General features: G+C 70.4%; 22 protein-coding genes and 1 tRNA gene. 10 read left to right on the top strand and 13 right to left on the bottom strand.

From position 1 onward, the window contains the following. Positions 1-42: 42 nt before the first annotated feature. Positions 43-2568 (bottom strand): hypothetical protein, encoded by a 2526-nt coding sequence (locus GF068_RS01015; RefSeq protein ID WP_153817420.1) that lies wholly within the window; start codon positions 2566-2568, stop codon positions 43-45. A gap of 207 nt (positions 2569-2775) precedes the next feature. On the opposite strand from GF068_RS01015, the gene GF068_RS01010 reads away from it, so the two are divergent. Beyond that, the gene (locus GF068_RS01010; protein ID WP_153817419.1) at positions 2776-4305 is read left to right on the top strand and encodes a serine/threonine protein kinase; all 1530 of its coding nucleotides are present in this window, start codon (positions 2776-2778) and stop codon (positions 4303-4305) included. Positions 4306-4359: 54 nt separating this feature from the next. Here GF068_RS01010 and GF068_RS01005 read toward each other — a convergent pair whose 3' ends face one another. Continuing rightward, positions 4360-5391, bottom strand: coding sequence for a peptidase associated/transthyretin-like domain-containing protein (locus GF068_RS01005; protein ID WP_153817418.1), 1032 nt, complete (start codon positions 5389-5391; stop codon positions 4360-4362). Between the two features lie 125 nt (positions 5392-5516). On the opposite strand from GF068_RS01005, the gene GF068_RS01000 reads away from it, so the two are divergent. From GF068_RS01000 to GF068_RS00990, 3 genes are all read left to right on the top strand, one after another. After that, entirely contained in the window at positions 5517-6965 is a 1449-nt protein-coding gene (locus GF068_RS01000; RefSeq protein WP_153817417.1) for an alpha,alpha-trehalose-phosphate synthase (UDP-forming), read from the top strand. A 149-nt stretch (positions 6966-7114) separates the two neighbouring features. After that, positions 7115-7435, top strand: coding sequence for a hypothetical protein (locus GF068_RS00995; protein ID WP_206079374.1), 321 nt, complete (start codon positions 7115-7117; stop codon positions 7433-7435). A 144-nt stretch (positions 7436-7579) separates the two neighbouring features. Next, positions 7580-7837 carry a GlsB/YeaQ/YmgE family stress response membrane protein gene (locus tag GF068_RS00990; protein WP_153817416.1) on the top strand — a complete coding sequence of 86 codons (258 nt, stop codon included), beginning with the start codon at positions 7580-7582 and terminating at the stop codon, positions 7835-7837. 65 nt (positions 7838-7902) lie between these two features. On the opposite strand, the gene GF068_RS00985 is transcribed toward GF068_RS00990, so the two are convergent. From GF068_RS00985 to GF068_RS00975, 3 genes are all read right to left on the bottom strand, one after another. Next, a complete protein-coding gene (locus GF068_RS00985; RefSeq protein ID WP_170319239.1) occupies positions 7903-9318 on the bottom strand; it encodes a serine/threonine-protein kinase in 1416 nt (471 codons plus the stop codon). 265 nt (positions 9319-9583) lie between these two features. Then, positions 9584-10993, bottom strand: a complete 1410-nt coding sequence (locus GF068_RS00980; RefSeq protein WP_240806558.1) for an oligosaccharide flippase family protein — start codon at positions 10991-10993, stop codon at positions 9584-9586. 209 nt (positions 10994-11202) lie between these two features. After that, positions 11203-11278: transfer RNA gene (locus GF068_RS00975), tRNA-Gly, on the bottom strand. A 137-nt stretch (positions 11279-11415) separates the two neighbouring features. Here GF068_RS00975 and GF068_RS00970 point away from each other — a divergent pair. Then, complete coding sequence (locus GF068_RS00970; protein WP_153817413.1) at positions 11416-12771, top strand: hypothetical protein; 1356 nt, start codon at positions 11416-11418, stop codon at positions 12769-12771. Here the strand turns inward: GF068_RS00970 and GF068_RS00965 are convergent. Continuing rightward, the gene (locus GF068_RS00965) at positions 12768-13235 is read right to left on the bottom strand and encodes a hypothetical protein (protein WP_153817412.1); all 468 of its coding nucleotides are present in this window, start codon (positions 13233-13235) and stop codon (positions 12768-12770) included. The genes GF068_RS00970 and GF068_RS00965 overlap by 4 nt on opposite strands. A 179-nt stretch (positions 13236-13414) precedes the next feature. Here GF068_RS00965 and GF068_RS00960 point away from each other — a divergent pair, with 179 nt between their 5' ends. Further along, the gene (locus tag GF068_RS00960) at positions 13415-13660 is read left to right on the top strand and encodes a hypothetical protein (RefSeq protein ID WP_153817411.1); all 246 of its coding nucleotides are present in this window, start codon (positions 13415-13417) and stop codon (positions 13658-13660) included. Here GF068_RS00960 and GF068_RS00955 read toward each other — a convergent pair. The 6 genes from GF068_RS00955 to GF068_RS00930 all read right to left on the bottom strand — a co-directional run bounded on the left by GF068_RS00955 (position 13657) and on the right by GF068_RS00930 (position 19486). Beyond that, positions 13657-13989, bottom strand: a complete 333-nt coding sequence (locus GF068_RS00955; RefSeq protein ID WP_153817410.1) for a hypothetical protein — start codon at positions 13987-13989, stop codon at positions 13657-13659. The two genes, GF068_RS00960 and GF068_RS00955, sit on opposite strands and share 4 nt — an antisense overlap. Positions 13990-14055: 66 nt before the next feature. Beyond that, positions 14056-14628 carry a sterol desaturase family protein gene (locus tag GF068_RS00950; RefSeq protein WP_240806557.1) on the bottom strand — a complete coding sequence of 191 codons (573 nt, stop codon included), beginning with the start codon at positions 14626-14628 and terminating at the stop codon, positions 14056-14058. A gap of 159 nt (positions 14629-14787) precedes the next feature. Next, entirely contained in the window at positions 14788-15930 is a 1143-nt protein-coding gene (locus GF068_RS00945; protein ID WP_153817408.1) for an iron-containing alcohol dehydrogenase, read from the bottom strand. Between the two features lie 22 nt (positions 15931-15952). Next, entirely contained in the window at positions 15953-17314 is a 1362-nt protein-coding gene (locus GF068_RS00940) for a glutamine synthetase family protein (protein WP_153817407.1), read from the bottom strand. Positions 17315-17369: 55 nt separating this feature from the next. Beyond that, on the bottom strand, positions 17370-18332 hold the full coding sequence (locus GF068_RS00935; RefSeq protein WP_153817406.1) for a GGDEF domain-containing protein: 963 nt from the start codon (positions 18330-18332) through the stop codon (positions 17370-17372). 56 nt (positions 18333-18388) lie between these two features. Beyond that, positions 18389-19486, bottom strand: coding sequence for an alpha/beta hydrolase family protein (locus GF068_RS00930; RefSeq protein WP_153817405.1), 1098 nt, complete (start codon positions 19484-19486; stop codon positions 18389-18391). A gap of 253 nt (positions 19487-19739) precedes the next feature. Between GF068_RS00930 and GF068_RS00925 the strand changes: the two genes are divergently transcribed. The 4 genes from GF068_RS00925 to GF068_RS00910 are packed head-to-tail and all read left to right on the top strand — an operon-like array spanning position 19740 to position 21251. Beyond that, the gene (locus tag GF068_RS00925) at positions 19740-20084 is read left to right on the top strand and encodes a basic helix-loop-helix domain-containing protein (RefSeq protein WP_153817404.1); all 345 of its coding nucleotides are present in this window, start codon (positions 19740-19742) and stop codon (positions 20082-20084) included. Further along, positions 20081-20404, top strand: a complete 324-nt coding sequence (locus GF068_RS00920) for a hypothetical protein (RefSeq protein WP_153817403.1) — start codon at positions 20081-20083, stop codon at positions 20402-20404. Before GF068_RS00925 ends, GF068_RS00920 begins: the two co-directional genes overlap by 4 nt. After that, the gene (locus GF068_RS00915) at positions 20401-20667 is read left to right on the top strand and encodes a hypothetical protein (protein ID WP_153817402.1); all 267 of its coding nucleotides are present in this window, start codon (positions 20401-20403) and stop codon (positions 20665-20667) included. The genes GF068_RS00920 and GF068_RS00915 overlap by 4 nt, the downstream gene beginning before the upstream one ends. Next, on the top strand, positions 20664-21251 hold the full coding sequence (locus GF068_RS00910; RefSeq protein WP_153817401.1) for an RNA polymerase sigma factor: 588 nt from the start codon (positions 20664-20666) through the stop codon (positions 21249-21251). Before GF068_RS00915 ends, GF068_RS00910 begins: the two co-directional genes overlap by 4 nt. A gap of 731 nt (positions 21252-21982) precedes the next feature. Here GF068_RS00910 and GF068_RS00905 read toward each other — a convergent pair. After that, positions 21983-23107, bottom strand: coding sequence for a transposase (locus tag GF068_RS00905; protein ID WP_153817400.1), 1125 nt, complete (start codon positions 23105-23107; stop codon positions 21983-21985). Positions 23108-23470: the final 363 nt, after the last annotated feature.

Here is a 23470-nt window from a genome sequence, read left to right as displayed (position 1 = left end):
GTGCGCCCATGACGAGCGCACCCTTCCCTCGAGAGAACGAAGCTACGCCTTGGGCCGGGCGAGGTTCTCCTTCAGATCGATCCACCACACCGGCGCGCCCGCGGCAGGCTCGCCGCCGGGAGGACCGACGCTGACCTCGACGCGGATCGGGCCGACCGCGCGCATGTAGATCCGCTGCCCGACGGCCGTCGCGCCGAGCTTGCAGATCGACACCTCCACGCGCGGATCGTCGGCGGCGACCTCGCCGTCGTCCTCGGCGCGCATGTAGAGCACCTCGACGTTCGGCTTCGTGCACGCGCCGACCTCGCGCCACACGTCGTACTCGACCGCGGGATCGAGCACGTCGGCGAGCTGGCCGTGGCGGTTCCGCCCCACGCGATACTTGAAGGCGTCCCGCTTCTCGGCGCGCACGTTCGCGCCGATGCGCTCGAACTTCATCGCGAGGGCGCCGAGCGCGCACGCCGTCTTCACGGTCGGCGCGCCGAGGTTCAGCCGATCGGGCTCGATGAAGCGGTGAATCTTCACGTTCTTCGGCAAGGTCGCCGTGAGCTTGTCGAGCAGCGCCGGGTGCATGCTCATGCGGCCGCCGAGCATCACGCGCAGACCATCGTACGGATCCGGATCGCGCCCGATCTTCTCGAGCGCCTTCTCCAGGCCCACGCGCACCTCCTCGACCGCCTCGGAGAACCAGCCGTCGATCTCCGCGGCGATCGATTGCCGATCCACCTCGAGCGGGAAATCGAAGAACGGCCCGTCGAGCGTCGCGAGCTTGATCGACTTGGGCATGCGCGCGTCGCCGCCCTCGAGCAGCGGCCGGATCGCGTCCTTCAAGGCCTCGGCGTTCGCGCGCCCCTCCGGGCTCGCGATGAGCAGGTGCTCGAGCGCGCCCACGGGCGTCTCCTCGCTCGGACGATCGAAGGGCACGCGCGCCGCGCCCACGCTCGCCTCCGCGGCCACGTAGAGCCGATACGCGAGCCTGTGCAGGAGCCGCTCGCCGCCGAACCACGGGATGCTCGTCGGGTCGAGGTACTCGATCATCCGCTCGTAGCCGCCCTCCATCTGCTCGTCGGGCTTGGCGTTGCGGAACAGGCCGTAGACCACGCCCGTCTCGCTCGCGCCCGCGTCGATCGCCACGAAGGGCACCGGATCGGGCTTCGGCTGCACGGCGAACGCGCGGAACGCGAAGGCGGCGAAGGGGATCGCCGCGGGGCCCGCGTCGACCACGTTCAGCATGTCCATGTCGTGGAACTCGAGCATGCCGGCGGGCAAGCTGCGGAAGATGCCGCGACGAACGGCGACGAGCGCGCTCTTGCGCCGGTCGTCGCTCCAGCCCGAGGGCATCGCCACGAGGTAACGCGTGTGGATGCCGCGCGTCCTGTGGTTGACGTGCAGGCCGATGTAATAGGCGTAGAGCTCGATCGGATCGAAGGGATCGTGCGCGCCGATCCCGTCCTCGTCGATGATCGGCGGCGCCGGCTTCTTGAGCGTCTCCTGCGTCTCGGGATCACCGCGGCCGCGGAGCGAGATCTTCTCCTTGCGATCCACGCGCTCGCGGAGCATCGGCAGGTGCGTGAGCGTCGCCGCGCTGATCGCGATCGTCTCCTCGCCGCCGCGCTTGCGTGCGGCCCGCGCCGCGTGCCCGATCGAGACCTCGCCCCAGCGCGTCATCGGCAGGATCACGCGATCGCGCCATGCCTTCAGCGTGCGCCCGAGCTGCTCGAACGAGATCTCGCTCGGGTTCTCGTAGTCGGCCGAGACCACGGGCGCGCTCGTCGCGCCGATACGCACGAGCTCCGGCGCGCTGCGATCGCCGCGCAGGGCGACGACCGTCGTGCTCGATCCGAGATCGATCGACACCCACTCCTTGAGCACGTCGAGCTTCGGATCACGCCGCTTGATCTCCGGCGGCACCGCGTCCTTGTCCGTGCGCCCGATCCGCCGGTGGATGCCGACGACCTTGCCCTGGCGCAGGATCGCGATCGCCGTTTGCCCCACGTACCGCGCGCCGTTCCAGAGGCCGGCCGAGGGATCGGTGAGCAGGTGCCCCTTCACGCAGGGCAGGTTCGCCACCACCGTCGGGAACAGATCGGCGAGGTGATCACTCGACGCGGTCCCGTCGTACCGCTCCACCTTGATCGCGGGGCTGTAATAGTCCTGCGCGCCTGCGCCGTAGATGCGCGGCGTCGTCTGGATCAGCTTGAGGTACGGGACGGGCGAGGTGTGTTCGTCGAGCCGGTACTCCTGGTACTGCTTCGTCCACCCGATCTGGTTCTCCATCTCGGGCCCGATGCGGGGCACGCTCGAGTTCATCTCCGTGCCGAAGTAGAGGAACTTCGTCGGCGCGCCGCCCACATACGCGGCGATCCTCACCTCGATGAACTGCTGCGAGGCGGGCAGCGGAGGCAGGGGGATCGTGTAGTCGAGCACCAGCGTGGTGGACCAGGGCTGATCGAACAGGCGCGACTCCCACCGTGTCACCAGCGTCGGAAAGCCCCTCCCCTCGAGCGATGTGAGCCTCTCGGCCTCGCGAAGGTGGGCGTCGTCGATCGACAGCTCGTAGAGCGACATACGGGGGCGACCTTAACACGAACATGCGCGGTCCCGGCAAAGGCGCTTTGTCGACCCGAGGCCCCGGTGAGAGCGGGCCCCGGGGCGCCCCGGGTCGATGCGGCCTTTCGTGCCCGGATCCCCTCGCGCCTCCTGGGCTCGCGCCCGGCACCCGTGGTAAGCTCGATACGTGTTGGATTCCTTCCGCTTCTCGCGAGCGACGGCCAGATGACCCTCACCCCCGGCCAAGTCATCGACGACAAGTACCGCATCGTCCGTCTCCTCGGCACGGGAGGGATGGGCGCGGTCTTCGAGGGCGAGAACACGCGGATCAAGCGCCGCGTCGCCATCAAGGTCCTGCACGCGAGCGTCTCCGGCTCGGGTGAGACCGTCGCGCGCTTCGAACGCGAGGCGCAGGCCGCAGGGAGGATCGGCTCGGAGCACATCTGCGAGGTGCTCGACCTCGGCGTCCTGTCCGACGGGGCGCGTTACATGGTCATGGAGTACCTCGACGGCGAGACCTTGAGCGCCCGGATCAAGCGATCCGGCCGCCTCGCGCCGCCGCAGAGCATCCCGATCATGGCGCAGGTGCTCGACGCGCTCGCCGCCGCGCACGCCGCGGGGATCATCCATCGCGATCTCAAGCCCGACAACATCTTCATCCTGCCGAACAAGGCGGGCCGCGCCGACTTCGTGAAGATCCTCGACTTCGGCGTCTCCAAGTTCTCGCAGCTCAGCGGCGACGGCGAGGAGATGAACGTCACGCGGGCCGGCTCGGTCGTGGGCACACCGTATTACATGTCCCCCGAGCAGGCGCGTGGCATGGCCGTCGTCGACGCGCGCAGCGACATCTACGCGCTCGGCGTCGTGCTCTACCAGGCGACGACGGGCCAGGTCCCCTTCCGCGCCGAGACGTTCAACGAGCTGCTCTTCAAGATCGCGCTCGAGCTGCCGCCGCCCCCGCAGCAGTTCGTCCCGGACCTCGATCCCGAGTTCTGCATGATCATCCAGCGCGCGATGGCGCGCGAGCAGGCGAACCGCTTCCAGTCCTGCGCCGAGTTCAAGGAGGCGCTGTTCGCGTGGCAAGCCGCGCGCGGCGGAGGCCCGCCCATGATCGTCCCCGGCGCGCGTCCTCCCACGATGCCGCCGGGTTTGCTCGTCGCCCCGGGCCCGATGGCGCACACGCCGCTGCCCGGCATGATCCCCGGCGTCGGCATGGCGACACCTCCGCCCGGCGTGATCCCCGGCATGCACGTGACGGGACAAACCGGGCACTCGCTCGACGGCTCGCAAGGCACGGCGAACGCGTGGGGTCACACCTCGGGCGCCGCCGCGCCGAAGCCATCACGCGCGGGCGCCGTCGTGGGTGGGCTCGTCGGGGTCGTCCTGATCGCGGGGCTCGGCGTCGCGGGTTACCTGATGCTCGGCAAAAAAGACTCGGCGCAGGCCGGCGGATCGATCCCGACCGCCACCACGAGCGCCGCTCCGCCCATCGCGACGAGCGTCGCCGCGCCCGTCGAAACGCCCGCAGCCACGCCCCCCACCGCGGAGCCGACCGCGAGCGCCATCGACCTCGACGACCCGACGCCGCCCGAGGCGACGACCACGGATCCCGTCGCGAGCGGGGCGCCGACGACGAGCAGCGCGGCACCACTCGGGACGCCGTCCACCAAGCTCTGGGGCACGCTCCCCAAGCCCTCCGCCACGGCGACGACCAAGCCAAACAAGGGCGGTACGACCGGCGACTTCGGGTATTGACCGGCTCCCTCACCTCATCCCGTCTCTTCCTCGGGATGAGGCGTGAGGCCCACGTCAGAACCGCCCGACGAACCCCAGGCTGTTCGGCGCGACGTACGGCACCACCAGCGCGCTCGCGGGTTTGTCCTGCTTCTTACTCCCGATCAGGAACAACGCGACGCCTGCGCCGGCCAGCGCGGCGCCGGCCGCGAAGCCCACGATCGCGCCCGTCCCGCGCGAGGCCGCGGCGTTGTCGAGCTCGTCGATCTTCGCCTTCTCGGCGTCGGGGCACGGCCTGGGGCAGGCCGCGAACGCTTCGTCCGCCTCGTTCGACTTGCTCACGAACATCGCCGTGAACACGGCGCCCGTGATGATCCCCGCGCCGCCGAGGCCCATCCCGGCGATGCCCACGTACTTGAGCGGGCTCGACTTCTGCGGTTTTTCCGGGCCCGTCGGGCCGACCCCCCCGCCGGTTTGTCCGTCGGGCGGCGCGTTCGCCGCGGGCGCCTCGACCTCGAGCGACACTTCTTTTTTCTCGCCGTCGCCGAGCGTGACCTCCTGCGTGACCGGGCTACGCCCGGCCGCCGTCGCGGTCACCACGTGTTTCCCCGGATCGATCGGGCGGTGCACACCGATGAGCGCGGACGTGACGCCTTGCTCGTCGAGCTTGACCGTCACCTTCGAGGGATCCGCCGCGCCTGGCCCCGTGAGCACGATCCGCAACGAGCCGATGCGGGGCTCGATCGCCGAGAGCTCGGTCTGCGCGTCCTCCTGGGCTCGCTTGAACGCGGCGGGCGCGTTCGCGGGCAGCTCCTCGCGGATGATCTTGAGGAACGTCTCGCGCGCGGCGACCAGCTTGCCGAGACCCACCTGCCCGCGCCCGATCAAGAGCAGGTGCGGCGGCGCGTGGATGATCGCCTCGGCCCGGCTGAGCAGGTCGATCGCCTCGCTGTAGTTCTTGTTCTGCAGGGCTTCGGCGCCTTGCTGCGCCAGGGAGCGCGCGGCCGCCTTCTCCTCGGCCGTCTGCGACGAAGCAGGGCGAGAGGACAGGAGGGCGAGCGCGACGGCGGCGACGGTGGCGATCGGGGCGAAGCGATGCAGGCGCACGGGACGTTGTCTCCTCGATCTCCGACCCTACCACACGAGCAGGCGCGTCGAGCAAATCCCGCGCCGGGCATCCCCTCGTACGCGAGACCGCCCACGACGGCATCGCTTTCGCATGGCCGTCCCCCATGAAGACTCGATCCCCGCGCCGCCTCGTCATCGTGAGCGCGCGCGCGCCGTTCGTGAGCACGCCGAACGGCATCGTCCGCGCGCCGGGCGGCCTCATCTCTGCGCTGTTACCGCTCATGCGGAGGGCGCGCGGCACCTGGATCGCGACGGGCGCCGATCACGACGCTTGCGACACGAGCGAGCTGCCCTTCCGCGTTCGTGCCCTCTCCATCCCTTCGTCCATGCGCGCGGCCTGGTACGCAGGCGCCTCGAACGGCGCGCTCTGGCCGCTCGCGCACGGCTTCGTCGAGGTCTGCCGTTTCCAGGCCGAGCAAACGCGCGCGTATCTCGACGTCTGCCGCGCGGCCGCGGACGCGGCCGCCGAGAACGCCCCGCCGGGCGCGATCGTGTGGATCCACGACTACCAGCTCGCGCTCGTCCCTGCCCTGCTCCGCGCGCGAAGGCCCGACCTCACGATCGGCTTCTTCTGGCACATCCCCTGGCCCGCCGCCGAGAGCCTCCGGGTGTTGCCCTGGGCCTCCGAGCTCATCGAGGGCCTGCTCGGCGCGGACCTCGTGGGCCTGCACGTGCCGCGGTACGTGCGCGCCTTCCGCGACGCGCTCGACGAGCTCGGCATCACGCACACGAGCGACGGAGGATCGATCGTCGTGCCGCGGGGCTCGCGCGCCGCGCGGATCGAGGCGTGGCCGATCGGCATCGACGTCGAGGGGTGGGCGAAGCTCGGGCGCGACGAGGACGTGGCCGCAGAGGCCGCGCGGATCCGGGCCGATCTCGGCGGCGGGCGTGTGCTTCTCGCGGTGGATCGTATGGACTACGCGAAGGGCATCGCCGAGCGGCTCGAGGCCTTCGAGCGCCTGCTCGAGCAGAGCGCCGAGGCCCGCGAGCGCGTCACCTTCGTGCAGATCGGCGTGCCGAGCCGCGAGACGGTGCCGGCGTATCGTGAGCTCCGGCAGCGGATCGAGGCCGCGGTCGGCCGCATCCAGGGCCGCTTCGGCGCGCTGCGCAGGAAGCCCGTGCACCTCTTCGCGCGGAGCTTCGAGTCGACCGAGCTCGCCGCGTATTACCTCGCGGCCGACGCCGCGCTCGTCACGCCCAGGCGCGACGGCATGAACCTCGTCGCCTTCGAGTACGTCGCCACGCGGCCCAGGCCGAACGGTCGGCTCCTGCTCAGCACGACCGCGGGCGCGGCGGACGTGATGCCCGAGGCGCACCTCGTCAACCCCTACGACGACGAGGGGCTCGTCTCGGCGATCGAGCACGTCGCGCTCGCTCCCGAGACGCCCGGCGACGCCGCGCGGATGGACGCGCTGAAGGCCAGGGTCTCCCGGCTCTCCGTGGAAGGCTGGGCCTCGGACTTCCTCGCGCGGCTCTCGCAGGTGACGGACGAGCGGGTCGCTTCCCGAGCGACGCGCCTCGCTGCGTCCGCACGTATCACCGGCACACGGTGACGAGGGATGGCACCGGACGTGCTGAACCTTCAGGCCTCATGTCCAGCACTACACGCAGAGCGATTCCAGGCTCGGAGGGAACGTCCCCCGCGCGAAGCGCCTCGCCTCGATCCGTCGTCGAGGCCGCGGCGAGCCCGACCTCGGGGCAGGTGTTCCGTTGCTCCGAGTGCAGCCGCCTTTTCCTCGTGGTCGCCGCCGAGGGCGCGACGGCGGCGCCGCGATGCGCGTGCGGCGCCGAGCTCGTCGCCGGCACGTTGCCCGCCGGCGCGCACGAGATCCAGATGCGCCCGCACGCCAAGCGCCGAGGTGTCTCGCGCCGCGCGCGCCCACGTGGCGAGGAGCGCGATCAAGGGTACGGCTCGTCGCACGGCTACGGCCCTGGGCATGGCGGACCGACGAGCCCTGGCGACGCGCCCGCGTGTGGCGTCGAGGGCAAACCTCCTTGTCCTGAAGAACAGGAAAAACCGTGACGTTCGTGCTGCCTGGGGGTGCACGCTCTGCCCGGCACGCAGGCTGCATCGACGACATGCGGGCGGACGTCCTCGCGGCGTAACCCCGCCTGCGCGGCACGACGTGTGCGCCGCGCGTGCCGCGCGAGAGGGAGGTTGACGAGCATGTACATTCTGCTCTGGATTCTGTTTGGTCTCGTCGTTGGCGTGATCGCGAAGCTGTTGACGCCGGGACGTGATCCCGGAGGGTTCATCATCACGGTGCTGCTCGGCATCGGCGGCGCGCTGCTCGGCGGCTTCCTCGGACGCGTGCTCGGCATCTACCCGTCGTACCAGTCGACCGGCGGCTTCATCATGTCGATCATCGGCGCGATCCTGATCCTCGCGATCTACAACATCGCGACGAGCCGTCGAACCGCCTAGGACCGCGTCCCGATCGTGGTTCGAAGGCGTGCCCCGCGGCGGGCTGGTCCCGCGCGGGGCGCTTTTTATTTTGAGCTCGAACGGTCCGTCGCGTCGGCGGACGCGTCACGCGCCGGACCGAGGGGCCGCGTGCTGCCGCGCGCGGCGGCCGCGACGAGCACGCCCATCACGAACGCGACCACGAGCGGCACGAAGCGCGGAGAGAAGGTGAAGCGCCTCTGCGGAGGCGGAGCCGCGATCATCGTGTCGGGCTCGTCGACCCGCGGCGGCACGTCCGGCCGCGTCGCGTCGCACCGGACGTTCGTCTCCGCGGCGATCTCCGCGGGCGCGCCCGTCACCACCCGCGCTCGCCGGAACCCTTCGGGCCGCGTGTCCTCCGCCGCGGGATCGTCCGTCGGCGCCGACATTGCGGGCGACGTCGTTCGTCGTGGCGAGTTCGGCTCCGGCCACGTGTCCGGCGCGTGGCCGGCCTCGTGGACCTCGCGCGCGAGCTCCGCGAGCGAGAGGGACCCGCTCTCGTCCGCGAGCTCCGCGTCCACCACGCGGAGCGCCTGCTCCATCGCCGCCGCGCTCTCGAATCGGTCCCGCGGATCTTGCGCCAGCGCGCGCCGCACGACGGCCTCGAGCGTGGCGGGACAGTCCGGCCGGAGCGACGTGAGCGGCGGGATCTCCGCGTCGAGCGCCTGCCGGATCATCTCCTCGTCCCCGCCGCGCCGGAAGAGCGGGCGGCCCGTCAGCATCTCGAAGAGCACCACGCCGAGCGCGTAGACGTCCCCGCGCGCGTCGAGCGGCTGTCCTCGCAGATGTTCCGGCGCGATGTACCCCATTTTCCCCTTCACCAGGCCCGGCACCGTGTCGCGCGGGACGTGCGCGCTCGTCGTCTTCGCCACGCCGAAATCGATGAGCTTGATCTCGCCGTCCACGGACACGAGGATGTTCTGCGGGCTCACGTCGCGGTGGACGAGGCCGATCGGCACGCCGTCGTCGTCCTCGAGCGCGTGGGCGTGCGCGAGCGCGCGCGCGGCCGCGGCGCCGACCTCGATCACCGCGCGGAACGGGAGTGATCGCCCGCTCGCGTGCAGCGCGCGGCAGAGCGTCGCGAGGTCCGGGCCGCGCACGTGCTCGAGCACGAGGTGATCGCGCCCGCGGTGCGAGACGAAGTCGTAGAACCGCGCGATGTTCGGGTGGCAGAGGCGCGCCGAGATCCACGCCTCCCAGGCGAACATCTTCACCACCGACGGCGCGGCGCGGAACTCGTCGCGCAGCCGCTTCACCACCACCATGTGCTCGATGGCGTAGAGCCCTCGCCTTCGCGCGAGGAAGACCTCCGCCATCCCGCCGCAGCCGAGCTGCTCGAGGAGCTCGTAGCCTCCTGCGCCCATCGGCAGACGCTCCGGCAGCGCGCCGCGCGACGCCGGCTTCGATGCGGGGAAGGGCCACCTCGCCGACGTCGCCGTCGCCGTGCGTGATCGCCTGTCCATCGGGCGCGCTCGGCTCGGACCGCGATCGCGCCTCCGCCTTGGTCGCACCTTGAAATCACCCCCCTCCGCCACGAGATCATCATGGCGCAAGCTCCCTCGCTCGCCAGCGTCATTCGTAGGCTCGCTTGCTCGATCCACGCGCGAGAAAGAGGCCGGACGGCGCGTGATGTTCGGGCTGACGAGCGCGCCGTCCGCGTGCCCTCCTCTGCGTTTCGCGGGGCCTCGTTCCGCGCGAACGAACCTCATCCGTCCGCGCCTTCGGGGCTCACGTCACCGCGGCCTCGTGACCCTTCTCCGGCTTGCGTCGCGCGAGCGCGCGGACCTCCGCGAGCGTCACCACGCGCAGCGCGAGCAGCAGCGCCGCGTGCGTGATCGCGCCCGCGAGCACCGCGGCCCAGAGCCCCACCGCGCGTAGCGCCGCGAGCGCCACCAGCGTCATGATCACCGTCGCCAGCGTGGCTCGACCGAGCCGCCCGAGCGGCGCCTCTCGCATGAAGCGCAGCGCGAGCAACCCCGTCGCGACGAACATCCCCGCCGAGGCCACGAGCGCGGCGAACGCGGCGCCGAGCGCGCCGTGCTCCGGCACGAGCCAGATGTCGAGCGCCACGTTCGCGACGAGCGCGGGCGCGAGCACCGCGGCGAGGTGCCTCTCGCGCTTCGACGCGAGCAGCGGCAGCGCGGCCACCTGGAACGCGAACGTCGCCGGCACGTGCCACGCGAGCACCCGCAAGACGTCCGACGTGCCCGCGAAGTCGCGGCCCTCGTACACGAGCGCGACCACGTCCGGCGCCACGAGGCTCACCCCCGCCGCGAGCGGCAGCCCGAGCGCCGCCGCCACCACGAGCGCCGTCCGGAAGAGCTTCACGAAGCCTGGTTGATCGTGCGCGTAGAGCCGCATCCCGGCCGCGAACGCCGCGCCGAGCACGAGATCGGAGATCAGCTCGAGCTGCTCGACCAGCACCCACGCCGCGCTGAACACGCCGACCGCCGCTTCCCCGTCGAGCCAGCGCAGGATCACGCGATCGGCCTGCCGGATGACGCCGAGCAGCGCGCCGATGAGCCCGAGCGGGATGCTCTTCTTCGCGATGGCCACGAGCTCGTCGAGGCCCACCTCGAGCCGCGGCTGATAGAGCCGCTTTCGCAGGAAGTGATACGTGAGCAGGAGCTCGAGCGCGTTGCCGAGCGCGAGCGCTCCTGCGGCCGCGAGCACGCCCAGGCCCGACGCGACGAGCGCGACGGACAGCGCGATGACGAAGAGCCGCGCGCCGAGCTCCACGTACAGGATGTACTGGAAGCGCTCGTGCGCCTCGAAGCTCAGCCACATCGTCGTGTAGAGGATCGTGGCGAGCTGCGACGCGGCCGCGATCACCACGAGCCACGCGCCTTCGCCCGACCGCGTCGCCGCCGTGAACGCCGTCGCGCAGAGCAGCGTCGTCGCGCCCATCGCGCCGCGCACGACGAGCGCCGACCCCAGGTGCCTCGGCCCGAGCTCCGGCGTCACCGCGATCTCGCGCGCCAGATATCCGCGCACCCCGAGGCCCGCGACCACGGCGGCCATCGACGTGATCGCCAGCGACGCCTGCAGCTCCCCCCACGCGGAGACGCCCAGCCGACGCGCCAGGTAGCCCACGTAGACGACGCTCAGGACGGCCATGATGGCCTGCTTTGCGATCATCAAGGCGGCGTTCCACGCCACCCTTTGTCCCTGGTGCATCCTGCGCGCCCCCGCTCCGCGAACGCGGACAGGCGCTTCGATGCTCGAGCCCGCCTCGGCGCGTCGTGACGCTTCCAGGCGGCCTTCGGGAGCACAAAAGCAACGTGGCGGCCGTAGCCGCCACGTTCTCTGCGTGCGCTGCGTTTTCCCGGAACGCGGCGTCTTCTACCTGGAGCGGGACACGAGGCTCGAACTCGCGACCCTCAGCTTGGGAAGCTGATGCTCTACCAACTGAGCTAGTCCCGCGAACTGCGAACGCATGTTTAGCCAATCCCGCGGAGCTTGGCAAGACCCTCGGACACCTCGAATTTCCGCCCCGGCCGACGACGCGGACCCGAGCTCTCTCCCCGCACGTGGCCCGACCTGTATTACCTTCGCTCTCCGTGCCTCCCGCTCGTCCCAGATTTCTCGCGGCAGCGCTCTTCTTCCCTTGCCTCGCCCTCGCGACCGCGACCGCGACCACGAGCGGCTGCGGCGGCGCTCAGACCTCGGCCGGCGGCGCGTCCGCGCAGAGCCCCGAGATCGAGTGCCCGGAGCCGGTCGGCACGATCCCTCGGGAGAGCTGCGCCGAGATCGCCGACGACTTCGGCTCCTTCGACGTGTCGAGCTCCCTCAAGATCGCCGGCGCGAGCCGCGGCGCCGAGCAACGCATCGAGGCGATCCGCGCCGCCGCCGATCTCGCCGCCAAGCTGAAGGGAGAGCGCGTCACGCTCTGCGAGTCCTACAACACGTGCAAGACGAAGCCCGCCGAGCACGCCGCCGAGGATCAGCGCCTCGCGGGCCTCATGAAGGAGCTCATCGATCTCTGGGACGCGCGCAAGTTCGTCGAGGCGCAAGACGTCGCTCGCTTCCGTGAAGGCGTCGCCAAGATCGCCGCCAAGCTCGACGGGGCGAACGCGGCCCCGGGCGCGGACGGCGCGGCCCCGGCGCCGAGCAGGCCCACGAAGAAGAGCAAACGCGGCGAGGCGCTCGCGCGGATCGAAGGCGCGGGCGTCACCGTCACCACGTCCGACGGCAACGTCACCATCAAGTCGACGGCCGCAGGCACGCACGACGCGCTCCGTGTGCCCGCCGAGGAGCTCCGCTCCCTGGGGGGCCGCACGCGCGTGCGTGTCCTCGGCTCGTACACGCCGTCGCCGTCGCCGCTCATCGCCGCCGGCGACGAGCTCACCATTCGTTTCAAGTACCGCGCCGCGCAGGCGGGCGAGCTCCAGGTCGCGCTCCGCTCGATCGAGGACCCGGAGGCCGTCGAGAGCACGGTCGTGTTCCGCGTCGCCGCGGGCGCCGGCACGCAGACGACGACGCTCACGGCCACGCCTGGATCGAGCGGGTTTTACGTGGGGATCGGCGCGCGTGGCGCAGGCACGGTCGAGTTCGACGACGTGGAGGTCGTGCAGAACAACGCCGTGATCCTCGCGGCGCGCGCCGAGGCGGCGAGCGAGCCGCACCTCGCGTCGACCTGCAGCACGAGCAAGACGAAGGCGCTCGCGGGCAAGGCCTCGTTCCGCTGCGAGTCGGGCGAGGGCGACAAACTCGTCCTCGGAAAACCCGCGAGCCACCTCTACCTCGCGCTCCGCGCCGCCGCGGGCGAACGATCGAGGATCCGCACGCTCTCGCTCGAAGGTGGCCGCAGCCTGGATGTGACGGGGAAGGAAGACGTCGAGCTCGTGATCGGCCTCGAAGGGCCGGGCTCGGCGACGATCCGCTTCATCGAGGTCCTGCCGGTCGGCTCGGACTAACGCTCGTTCGCGGCGGGCAGCTCGCGCGGAGGCAACGTCTTCGCGCGACCACGCGTCTGCGAGGCCGCGGGCGCCGCGTCCTTCTGCAGGAACGGGAGCACGCTCGTCGGATCCGCCTCGGGCACGATCCACGGCAGGGCCCGGAGCTCCAGGTCATCGGCCGGCAACCATCGCAGGCTGCGCGTGATCAAGACGACGCGCTGGTTGCGCGCGCAGAGCTCCTTGGCGAGCCTCGCCGCGCCCCGCGGCGCCGGCGGCAAATCCAGACAAACCAGGCAGAGATCGAAGGGACCTCCCCTCGCCCAGGAGCGCGCCGCCTCCACGGAGTACGCCTCGACCAGCTCGACATCCTCGATCAGCGGCTCGAGCCCCTGGACGAGCGCATCACACGTCGAGAGGCGCGAATCCCTGGCCACCAGGATCCGGCGGCCTCGCGCCTCGACGTCCGTTCGTGTTTCGATCATCGCCGCTCGGAACCCCCCACGCGCCCCCATATTCCCTTCCCTCCCGACAAGCGACAGAAGCCAGGGCGAGGTTAACCCCCTTGAGCCTGATCACTCCACGCTTTATAAGCGGCGCGGTCGAATCACCGGCGAAGCCGAGGCCCCGATCGTCCGGGGCGGCTCGCCCATGCGGGAGATCCATGAGCCAGTTCAGCGTGCAGAGCCGATGCGAGTGCCAGGCGATCCTGACTGCCACGCTCGACGAGAAGCATCACGTCGTCTCGGGGACGGCGTCGCGGGGGCGGACGCGTGAGGTCGCGCCCGCGCACAGCATCGGGGCCTCGGACGAGCGCTTCGACATCGGGTGGGCCTGCCCCTTCTGCGGCCGCAACACCCTGCGCACCATCCACGTAGGCGCCCTGCGCCCCGTCCGCGCCGCGTCCTAACGCGCCGCCAGCTCCGCTTCGAGCAGCCGCGCCGTCACCGCCGCGCGTCGCCCCTCCCCGGCTCGTTGCCGCAGCCAGCGCGCGTGTGTCAACGCCATCACCGCCTCGTCGTGGCGACCGTCCTCCGACAAGAGCGCCCCGAGCAACGTGAACGTCCGCGCGCGCCACTCATCCTGCGAGCAAGCCTGCCGCAGCAGCACGATCGCGCCCCGCGTATCCCCTCGCCGACGCAGCTTTCGCGCCCGGTAGATCAACCCCTCGACCTGATCGAGCTCCCCGTCCGGCCGATGAACCGTCCGCACTTCCCGCACGCCAGCATTGGCGCGCACACTCCGCCCACCCTTCCGGCTCATGCCGGGCGCTCAGCAGGGCCCGTTCCAGCCGGCGGGCGCTGTTCAGGACGATTTCATCGTCCGGAACACGTAGTCCCAGAGCGGCGACGAGACGCCCCAGCGCGCGTGCTGGCCCGTATGGTGGTGGATCATGTGGTGGCGCTTGATCCACTTGCCCCAGCGCGAGCTCATCCGGAAGTGGTGAATCGCGTAGTGCGTGCCATCGTAGACGAGATAGCCGAACCCGAAGCCCGCAAAGAGCGGATCCACCAGCACGGGGCCCACGATCGCGCGGAAGAGCAGATAAAACGTGATCCCCAAGGGGATACTCGCGCCGAGCGGGAACACCAGGCGATCGGCATCCTGGGGGAAGTCGTGGTGGACGCCGTGCAGGACGAAATGCACCCGGCGCTGCCAGAGCCGCGGCCCCACATAGTGGAAGACCCAGCGGTGCAGCACGTACTCGGCCAGCGTCCACGCGAAGAGGCCGAGGAACCCAAGCCCGAGGCCAGCCCCGAGCCCCACGCCGTTCTCGTACCCGCGGAACGCGAGGTAGCTGTAGACCGGTATCCAGAACACGAACGGCGTCGCCGGATGGATGCGGGAAAACCGCTCGATGAGCGGAGTTTCGAACATCCGGCAAGTCGCCGGCTTCGACGATTCGACGCGACCCGGAGCCGTGGCAGAAGCCATCGCCCCGACACCTAACGCATTCCGAGGAAATCCGCCAGCAGTCGAAAGGAGCCTCGCGCTGGGGCAAAGCCCCAGCGCAGCGCCTCCCAGAAAAAAAACCGCTCAGAAACAAACCTCGTAGAGCGCGCGGAGGTCATCCCGGGTGCAGAGGCGTGGGTTCGACGCGTGGCAGGCGTCCTGGAAGGCGAGATCGGCGAGCCTCTCGAGGTTCGAGCGCGGCACACCTGCCTGCGTGAGGGTTGGCGGCAAGCCGATCCGATCGCGCAGCCGGCGCAGGGCCTCGACGCAGCCGGAGGGGCTTGGATTGCCGCCGAGCAGGACCGAGATTTCGGCGAGGCGCGCGCCGACGACCTCTCCGTTGAACGCGCAGACTGCGGGCAGGCAGATCGCGTTTGCGAGGCCGTGGTGCGTCCCGTGCTCGCTCGACAAGGGGTGCGCCAGCGAGTGGCACGCGCCGAGCCCCTTCTGGAACGCGACCGCGCCCATCATCGCTGCCTTCATCATGCCGCCGCGCGCCTCGAGGTCGTCGCCGTTCTTCACGGCCCGCTCGAGGCAGCGCCCGACGTGACGGATCCCTTCGAGCGCGATGCCGTCTGCCATCGGGTGATCCCCCTTCGCCACGTACGCCTCCAGGCAATGCGTGAGCGCGTCCATCCCCGTCGCGGCCGTGAGGAACGCTGGCATCGAGCGCGTGAGCTCGGGATCGAGGAGCGCCACGTTCGCGAGCAGGTGCGGCGAGAAGATCACGGTCTTTCGATGCGTGGCGTCGAGCGTCACCACGCCTGATCGACCCACCTCGCTCCCCGTCCCCGCGGTCGTGGGCAGCGCGAGCATCGGCGGCACGTTCGCTGTGATGTGCCGATCGCCGCCGATCGCGTCGTCGTACTCGGCGAGCGGGCGGTTGTGGTGGACGCCGAGGCGCACGAGCTTGCCCACGTCGAGCGGCGATCCACCTCCGACCGCGACCACGAGATCGGCGCCGCATTCACGGAACACGCGCACGCCGTCGTGTACGTTTGCCTCGACGGGGTTGCCGAGCACGCCGTCGAAGACCGTCCACGTGATCCCTGCCTCGCGCAGCGACGCCTCGATCGGCGCGAGCAGCCCCGCACCGACGACCCCCTTGTCCGTCACGACGAGCGCGTGCTTGCACCCGAGCTGCGTGGCCTCGGCGCCCGCCTGCTTCGTGGCCCCTGCCCCGAACACGATACGCGTCGGAAAGCTCCACGTCGAAAGTTGTCCCATGCGTCTCCCCCGCCTTCGTCCTTCAGATGGCCTCGAAATATCGCGCGAGCTCCCAGTCCGTCACCGCGCGCTCGTACTGGCGTACCTCCCACTGACGGGTGCGCACGTAGTGATCGACGAACGCCTCGCCGAGGATCTTCCGCATGCGCCCGCTCTCCGCGAGCAACGCCGTGGCCTCGGCCAGCGTACGCGGCAGCCGCTCGCGCCCTTCACCACCCTCGCCCGCGTCGCCCGTGATCGGCGCGCCCGGCTCGATCGTGTTCTCCATGCCGTAGAGCCCTGCGCCGAGCGTCGCCGCCATCGCGATGTGCGGGTTGATGTCCGCCGCCGCCTGCCGCACCTCGACCCGCGCGGCCTTCGTCCCGGCGCCCACGACCCGGAGCGCCGTCGTGCGGTTCTCGAAGCCCCACGTCGCCGTGAGCGGCGCCCACACGCCGGGCACGTACCGCTTGTACGCGTTGATCGTCGGCGACACGAGCGCCGTCAGCTCCCGCATGCACGCGAGCTGCCCGCCGATGTAGTGGCGCAGGTGCTTCGAGATCCCGCCCTCCGATGCGGGCCCCGAGAACACGTTCTCGCCGTCCTTCCACAGGCTCTGGTGCAGGTGCCCGGACGAGCCCGGCAGGCTCGCGTTCCACTTCGCCATGAAGGTCACGCTGAGCCCGTGCTCGTGGGCGATCTGCTTCATCGCGACCTTGAAGAGCGCCGCCTTGTCGGCCGCGCGCAAGGCGTCGTCGTACCGGATCGCCGCCTCGTACACGCCCGGCCCCGTCTCCGTGTGTAGCCCCTCGAGCTCGATGTCGAAGGCGCGCATCCCCTCGAAGATCGCGGTCATCAGGTCCTTGTTCTGGCCCTCGCGCACCCACGAGTAGCCGAACATCCCCGGCGAGAGCGGCTCGAGCTTCTGGAAGCGTTTTTCGTGGAGCGACGCCGGCGACTCCTTGAACAGGAAGAACTCGTACTCGCAGGCGAGCTTCGGGTGGTAGCCGAGCGACTCCGCGTGCGTGATCACGCGCTTCAGCGCCCCGCGCGGGCACGCCGGGTGCGGGCCGCCGCCCTCGTCGCGGAAGTCCGCGAGCATCGCCACCGTGTCCGGCTCCCACGGCATGATCCGCCGCGTCGATGGATCGAGCACGGCGTGCGCGTCGGGATAGCCCGTGTGCCAGCCGGTCACGCGCGTGTTGTCGTAGAGGACGTCGCCGATGTCCCAGCCGAAGATGACGTCGCAGAACCCGAAGCCGCTCGACAGCGCCGAGCGCAGCTTCTCCAGCGACACGTACTTGCCTCGAAGCACGCCATCGACGTCGAACCCGCCGATCTTCGCCCTTCGAACGCCTCGCCCTTCGAGCTCGCCGAGGAGCTCGTCACAGGATCCCCCACCCATGCGGCGAGTCGTACCACACAGCTCCGCAAGAGGCGCGCGGAGGCCCCGGCGCTCGTTACTCGATCCGCTCGGGAGGTTCGTCCGCGACGTGCTCGAGGTCGCTCTTGATGTTCGTCCCGCCGAGATCGACGAGGATCGCGCCCGCGCCGCGGCGCTTCGCGGCGTCGAGGGCGGCCGTCGCGCGGCCGAGCACGTCCGCGCTGCCATCGGCCGACGGCGGCCTCCACACGGCGACGCCGACGCTCAAGGTGATCACGAAGCCCGCGTCCTTCGCCGCCGCGACCATCTGCGCCGCCGCGCGTGACAGCACGCTCTCCACGGCGCCGTGATCCACGCAGGGCAAGAGCACCACGAACTCGTCGTCCCCCCACCGCGCGACCACGTCGTACTGCCTTCGTGACGCGCGCAGCGCCGCGCCGAGCAGCCGGAGCAGCGCGTCTCCCTCGTCCCGCCCGCGCGCCTCGTTCACCGCCCGCATGCCGTCGACGTCCACGCGCGCCACGGCGTACGAGTCCCACACGCGTTGCGCGCGCCGATGCTCGCGCTCGCACTCCTCCTCGAAGCGACGCCGGTTCGCGAGCCCCGTCAGCGTGTCGACCCGCGACACCTCGTCGAGCTTGTGCGCCATCGCCGCGGACGCGCTCTGATCACGCACCACGTCGATCCGCCCCACCACCACGCCGTCCTTCACGACGGGCGCGCTCGTCCACACGAACGAGCGCGACGGCGGCCCCGCGACCTCCAGCGGATCGATCTCCACGCGCTCGGCCGCGCGCGTGGAGACATCGAGCGCCGCGAGTTGCCCTGCGATCTCCGGCGCGCCCTCGCCGACCCGCCCGAGCAAGCTCGCGCGCCCCTGCCCCACGCACGAGCTCGGGTCGAGCCCGAGCAGCGCCGCCACGCGTCGCCCCGCGGCGCGGCAGACGAGCCCTTCATCGAAGACGAGCGCCGCCTCGTCGAGGACGTCGAGCAGCGTTTCGAGCGCGAGGTCCGAGGTGTAGGTCGGTCGCAACGACATCGCGTTCGAAGGGTACCACCCGGGGCTCGATCCGAGCCAATTTCGAGGCTCCTCGATCAGGGCGCGACGGAGAGCGTGTGGCGCGACAGGGACCGGAGCAGGTCCGCCTCGCGCCCCTTGGGCCAGCGGCGGTGGAGGGCCGTCCCGACGATCTTCGTGCATTTCTTGTCGATCGCGCACGAGGGCTCCTCGGCGTTCGCGGCGCCGAGCCGGAGGCCCGTGGTCTCGGCCGCGAGCGCGTCGCGCGAGCGCAGCCAGCGCTCGACCGAGGCGCAAGGCGAGATCTGATCGCAGGCCCGGTACATCACGAACGCGGGCGGCGGCGGACCTGGGCAGGACCACGCGGCGCGTGGCGCGTCGCTGCCGTACGTGGCGAACGCGGCGACGCGATCGGCGCGCATCATCGCGTAGGTCGCGGCCATGTGCCCGCCGTGCCCGGCGCCGACGGCGTAGATCCGGCGTCGATCGACGTGTCCGCGCGTCGTGAGCACGGAGATGAAGTGGTCGGTCGTGGCGACGTCGACGTTGTCCTCGCCGGTGTAGTCGATGTCGAACATGGCGCCCTCGCGGTTGCCGTGCAGGGCGCGGCCTTGCGGGGAGAGGACGATGAACCCTGCGTGCGCGGGGTCGCCTGTGAGGTCGAAGCGAGCGCCGAGCTTGCGCAGGGAGGTCTCCTTGTCGACGCTGCGCGGGTTGTCGCCGGCGTCGTGGAAGAAGACGAGCAGCGGCAAGGGAGCACGTGTCTCGATGCCCTTGGGCGTGATGACGCAGGCGTAACGCGGCGCGCCTGCGGCGTCCTTCCACTCGAGGACCTCGGCGCCGGGGCAAGGTGGCCGTCCGAGGGTGCGCTTGATGTCCTTGTCCGGCAGCCCGTCGACCGCGACGCAGCTCCCTTCGGTCGGGGGACGCGTGACCGGCTTGGCGACGGCCGACGCCGGCAGGGCGGGCGTGGCTCCGCCGTCCTTCCGGCCTGCGTCCTTCCGGCCTGCGTCGCTCGCCGCGGCGTCGGCGGCTGCGGCGTCTCGATCGAAGACGCCGCGCAGATCCCCGCCGTCGACATCGGAGGAAGGCAGGTCGCAGCCCGCGCCGAGCAAGGTTGCGAGGGCGAGCGGCGCGGCGAGGGCGAGCGCGCAGGCGAGGATCCGGAGCCGCACGGGCGACACTCTAGCCAAGAAGGCGGGGCCGCGAAGGCGGAACGCGCCCGGAAGCGGAGCCATCGAGGTTGCGACGTGTGGGAATCGTCCCGGATCCGGCTGGTAGTGGCCGGTTTTGATTGAAAGTGGCCGGGTTCGGCCACAACGCGATCGCGATGCCGTACGGTGAGTGGGCCTGAAAAGGCGCCGCCTCGGAGGACTCCTACATCCCCCGAGGCGGCTCGACCGCAACCTCTCACCGGAGGTCACGATCGTGACGCTCACCCTAGTTCGTCCCTCGCGCGAGGGGCAAGACGGCGGACGTCCGTCCCGTCGTCGCCCGAAGAAGAACCCCAAGCTTTCCCTGTCTTCCGCCGAACGCGCCCGCCTCCGCGCGGCGATCCGGAATCTCCGGCGCGCGTTCGGTTCGTACCCGTGCTTCGCCGCCGCGACGGGCCTCTCGCTCTCCACGGTCGAGAAGGCCGGGAGCACCGGGCGCGTCTCGCTCGGCTTCGTGCTCGCCGTCGCCCGATCGGTGGGCTCGACGGTCGAACGACTGATCGGCCCGCCCGTCGTCGCCGACGCGTGTCCCCTCTGCGGGAAGGGGGCGGCGCGATGACGACCTCGAAGTACCGCGTCCGTCCCCTCCGCGGCTCGGACCTGATCGAGATCCAGCGCTCGAACCTCCGCGCCCTCCTGCGCCACCTTCACCGCGAGCACGGGACGTGGACGAAGGTCGCTCACCTCGTGAGCTTCCGCCGGTCGTTCGTGCTTGCGTTCTGCGACGGGATCGAGCCCGGCAACATCGCTCTCGCCCGGAGCATCGCCCGCGCGGTCGGTCTGTCGCTCGAAGACGCGCTCGTCGGGAAGGCTCCCCCGCGGAAGGCGCCCGCGCTCGTCCTCGTGTCCTCCCCTCGTCGGAAGGGAGGCGCGTCATGAGCGAGCAAGATCGGGAGCCGATGAGCGTCCCCGCGACGCTCACGGAGGAGCAGAACGAACGCGTCCGCGCGAGGCTCGAACGCTTCGCCCGCGGAACGAGCGTCCGCATCGCCGCGCGCTCGCTCGGCTACTCGCGCCGGTACATGCGCGCGGTCGTCGCGGGCGAGATCCGCGCGTCGGTTCACTTCGCCGCGCAGGTGGCGCGCGTGACGCGGATCGATCTGGCGGTCCTTCTCGGGCTCGTTTGCGGAGGTGGGCCGTGATCCGGTACCGCCACGATCCCGAGCGCCCCGGCGAGCCCGTCGTCGAAGCGACGCCGCGCGATCTCGACGCCTACCGCGGCTTCGCCCGCTCCTACCTCCGCGCGAAGTGGCCCGTGCTCGGCGAGGCGGACGCCGACGAGGTGACGCAGGACGCGCTCTACGTTCTCTGGCAGATGGTCGATGAGGGGCGCGTGCGCGGCGCGTACACCGACCCGCCCGACGTCGTGATCCGTTCGCTCCTCGTCAACATCGCGTGGCGCGTCGCGGGCAACCAGGCCGCCCGGCTGCGCCGCAAGGACGCCCGGCACGTCCCGATCGGCGAGGAGCACGAGCGCGACCTTTCCGATCCCGCGGCGCGTCCGGAGGACATCGCGGAGGCGCGGCGCGTGCTCCGTCACCTCGCACGGTCGAAGGCACGGCCGATGCGCGTCCTTCTGCTCGTCGTGCAGGGCGAGAGCGCGGAGGACATCGCCGCGCGGCTCGGAATCGAACTGCACACGGTCTACAACGCGACCATGACCGCCCGACGGCAGCTCGCCGCGAGGTACGGTCGGCCCCGCTGGTCGCGGAAGCAGAAGCGCTGAAAAGGCGTCGGGCGCCCAGGCCGAAGCCCAGACGCCCGACGCTCCCCCTCTACCCGCCCGCTACCGGTTGCCGCGGGCTTTCTTCGGCGTCCTCACCTTCGCCGGAGGACGCGGCGGTCGGGGCGCTTCGACGAACATCTCCATCCCAGGAAGCACAAGTTGCTCGGACGGAGCCGGTTCGATGCGCTTTTTACGCCTCGAACCTCTCGGAATCGGGAATGGATGCCCGGGCCGGGCGTAGACTCGCTTCCCGGTGCGGTGGTGGATGTACGACGTGCGGAAGTTGATGTTCTTGGGGTTGGTACTCTGCTTAGCCACCTACTGCGTTGTCCGGACCTTCCCAGACGCGCCGCAGCCGTTGGACAAAACGACCCCTTGACGAAGTTAGCCTTCGTGCTACCTGCCTACCATCCGGGTCCAATCGGGTGATAGGCGAGTTGTGGGGATGTTTACGTCTCTGCTGCTCGCCTTTCTTTTTGGTTCCGGCCTCCGTGGGTCGTTCGCCGCGTCGCCGGTCAACAACTTTTAAGTTGCGACTAATCTCAAGTTGAGACAATCTGCCAAAGTCTAGAGAACATCCCTGGACGAAGGCGACCGTCTGTACGGCAAGCGACCACGACCACGGCTTAGTCCATGGTTCGAGGGCTGTCCAGTGTGTTCGTGCTGTGGCCTGGTCTTCGAATTCACACTCATGTAAGGAGTGTTCGAATTCGAACCAACTTTCGAGAGCGCTACTCGTCGTCCGGCTCGTCGTCGAAGAACGACAGTTGCCGCTCCCGCGCACGCCACGCGAGGAGATCCATCTGCTCCCAGTGCGCCTCGTGATCGTCCACGTGCGGCGTCGCGTAGCGGACCGGAGCGGGAGGCCGGGGAGGCTGGGGAGGCTTCGGCGCCTCGTTCGCCTTGCCCTTCCCGCCGTCGACGACGCGGAGGAAGCCGCGCCCGCCGGGGAGCTCTCGCGCCGTCCCTTCGGGCGTCCGCGGGCGTAGCTCCCGCTTCGTGGGCGCCTCGCACGGCGTCTCGTCGAGCAACGCCGCCATGAACTCCTCCAGCGACCAGACGTGATCCGTGACTCCGGCGGCCATGGCGGGCGTCACGCGGAGGGTCTTCACGATCGTTCCTAGGTTATACCAGGCGTAGTTCAGGGCGACCGCGGCGCGGTGATTGGCGAGCTTCTTCGAGAACGCCAAGCAGAGGCGACGCATGCGGCCGATGTGGTGGCGCATCGTGGCGTTGTTGCGCTCGACGTAGGCCGTGCTCGCCGCGTCCAGGTTCGGCGCCCCGTAGACGACCTTCTTCGTGATGAAGGGATCGCGGGGCGGCTCGTACCGATGATCCGGCCCTCCCTCGCGCCGTCCGCGCTTCGTGTAGTTCTTGACGGTCTGCGCATAGTCGATGCTCGGACCGAAGGACGCGCCGATCGCGCTGATATACGGGGCGAAGCCGTCCGAGGTCATGGCGGGCATGACGACGAGCCGGGCGCGGACGTCGTTCATGAAGATGTCCGTCGACGCCTGGTCGCGCTTCCCCACGTGCCACGCGATGACGAAGCGGCTCGACGCGTCGAGCGCCACGAAGGTGTACGCCTCGCCGACGTCCGATGAATCGTCGATGGTTACGCGGGCTTGCTTCTTCTTCACGAACGACCACTGCTCGTCGACGGTCACGAGCGAGCACGCGAGATCGCGGGCGACGCGGTTGTGCAGCCGGATCGCGCCCTCGCCGAACATGAGCGAGAGGCGCCCGACGGTCTCGCGGTTGACGCCCGTCATGCGCTCGACCGCGCGCTCGCTGTTGCCCTCTACCAGGGCGGCAAGCACGCGCAGACGCTTCTCCGGATCCAGGACGTTCGCCATGGTCCCCTCGCCAGCGCTCCGGCGTCGCGCGTCTCTCGCGGCGACTCATCGGAGCGGTTCAAGTGATGAAGGGACAATAGCACGGATCGCCCGCGTTTTGCGGTGTTTCGCGCTCGGCTAGGACAGTGAATGTCTCATCTTGAGAGGTTCGTCCGGGTACGCGTCGACGCGGAATCGAGCCGAAGCGAAGGTCAAGCGCGACGTGCGAGGATCGGACGCGAACGGTCCGCGGCGGGCGTTCGGGAGTAGAGCGGGCGTGTGCCGGGCGCCGGTTCAAACCCGGCCACTTTTCAGGACTGGCCGGATCCAGCCACTACCATCCGGCTCTGGGAGCGTTGCGACGTGTGGGAATCGTCTGGGATC

The organism is Polyangium spumosum (assembly GCF_009649845.1).
Taxonomy (GTDB): domain Bacteria; phylum Myxococcota_A; class Polyangia; order Polyangiales; family Polyangiaceae; genus Polyangium; species Polyangium spumosum.
This window is presented reverse-complemented; position numbering and strand designations above follow the sequence as displayed.

What these genes read in the sequence shown, in the direction of transcription:
- GF068_RS01015 (WP_153817420.1), bottom strand. Translation starts at nt 2,568, where the DNA reads ATGTCGCTCTACGAGCTGTCGATCGACGACGCCCACCTTCGCGAGGCC.
- GF068_RS01010 (WP_153817419.1), top strand. Translation starts at nt 2,776, where the DNA reads ATGACCCTCACCCCCGGCCAAGTCATCGACGACAAGTACCGCATCGTC.
- GF068_RS01000 (WP_153817417.1), top strand. Translation starts at nt 5,517, where the DNA reads ATGAAGACTCGATCCCCGCGCCGCCTCGTCATCGTGAGCGCGCGCGCG.
- GF068_RS00990 (WP_153817416.1), top strand. Translation starts at nt 7,580, where the DNA reads ATGTACATTCTGCTCTGGATTCTGTTTGGTCTCGTCGTTGGCGTGATC.
- GF068_RS00985 (WP_170319239.1), bottom strand. Translation starts at nt 9,318, where the DNA reads ATGGACAGGCGATCACGCACGGCGACGGCGACGTCGGCGAGGTGGCCC.
- GF068_RS00980 (WP_240806558.1), bottom strand. Translation starts at nt 10,993, where the DNA reads ATGATCGCAAAGCAGGCCATCATGGCCGTCCTGAGCGTCGTCTACGTG.
- GF068_RS00965 (WP_153817412.1), bottom strand. Translation starts at nt 13,235, where the DNA reads ATGATCGAAACACGAACGGACGTCGAGGCGCGAGGCCGCCGGATCCTG.
- GF068_RS00960 (WP_153817411.1), top strand. Translation starts at nt 13,415, where the DNA reads ATGAGCCAGTTCAGCGTGCAGAGCCGATGCGAGTGCCAGGCGATCCTG.
- GF068_RS00950 (WP_240806557.1), bottom strand. Translation starts at nt 14,628, where the DNA reads ATGTTCGAAACTCCGCTCATCGAGCGGTTTTCCCGCATCCATCCGGCG.
- GF068_RS00945 (WP_153817408.1), bottom strand. Translation starts at nt 15,930, where the DNA reads ATGGGACAACTTTCGACGTGGAGCTTTCCGACGCGTATCGTGTTCGGG.
- GF068_RS00940 (WP_153817407.1), bottom strand. Translation starts at nt 17,314, where the DNA reads ATGGGTGGGGGATCCTGTGACGAGCTCCTCGGCGAGCTCGAAGGGCGA.
- GF068_RS00935 (WP_153817406.1), bottom strand. Translation starts at nt 18,332, where the DNA reads ATGTCGTTGCGACCGACCTACACCTCGGACCTCGCGCTCGAAACGCTG.
- GF068_RS00920 (WP_153817403.1), top strand. Translation starts at nt 20,081, where the DNA reads ATGACGACCTCGAAGTACCGCGTCCGTCCCCTCCGCGGCTCGGACCTG.
- GF068_RS00915 (WP_153817402.1), top strand. Translation starts at nt 20,401, where the DNA reads ATGAGCGAGCAAGATCGGGAGCCGATGAGCGTCCCCGCGACGCTCACG.
- GF068_RS00905 (WP_153817400.1), bottom strand. Translation starts at nt 23,107, where the DNA reads ATGGCGAACGTCCTGGATCCGGAGAAGCGTCTGCGCGTGCTTGCCGCC.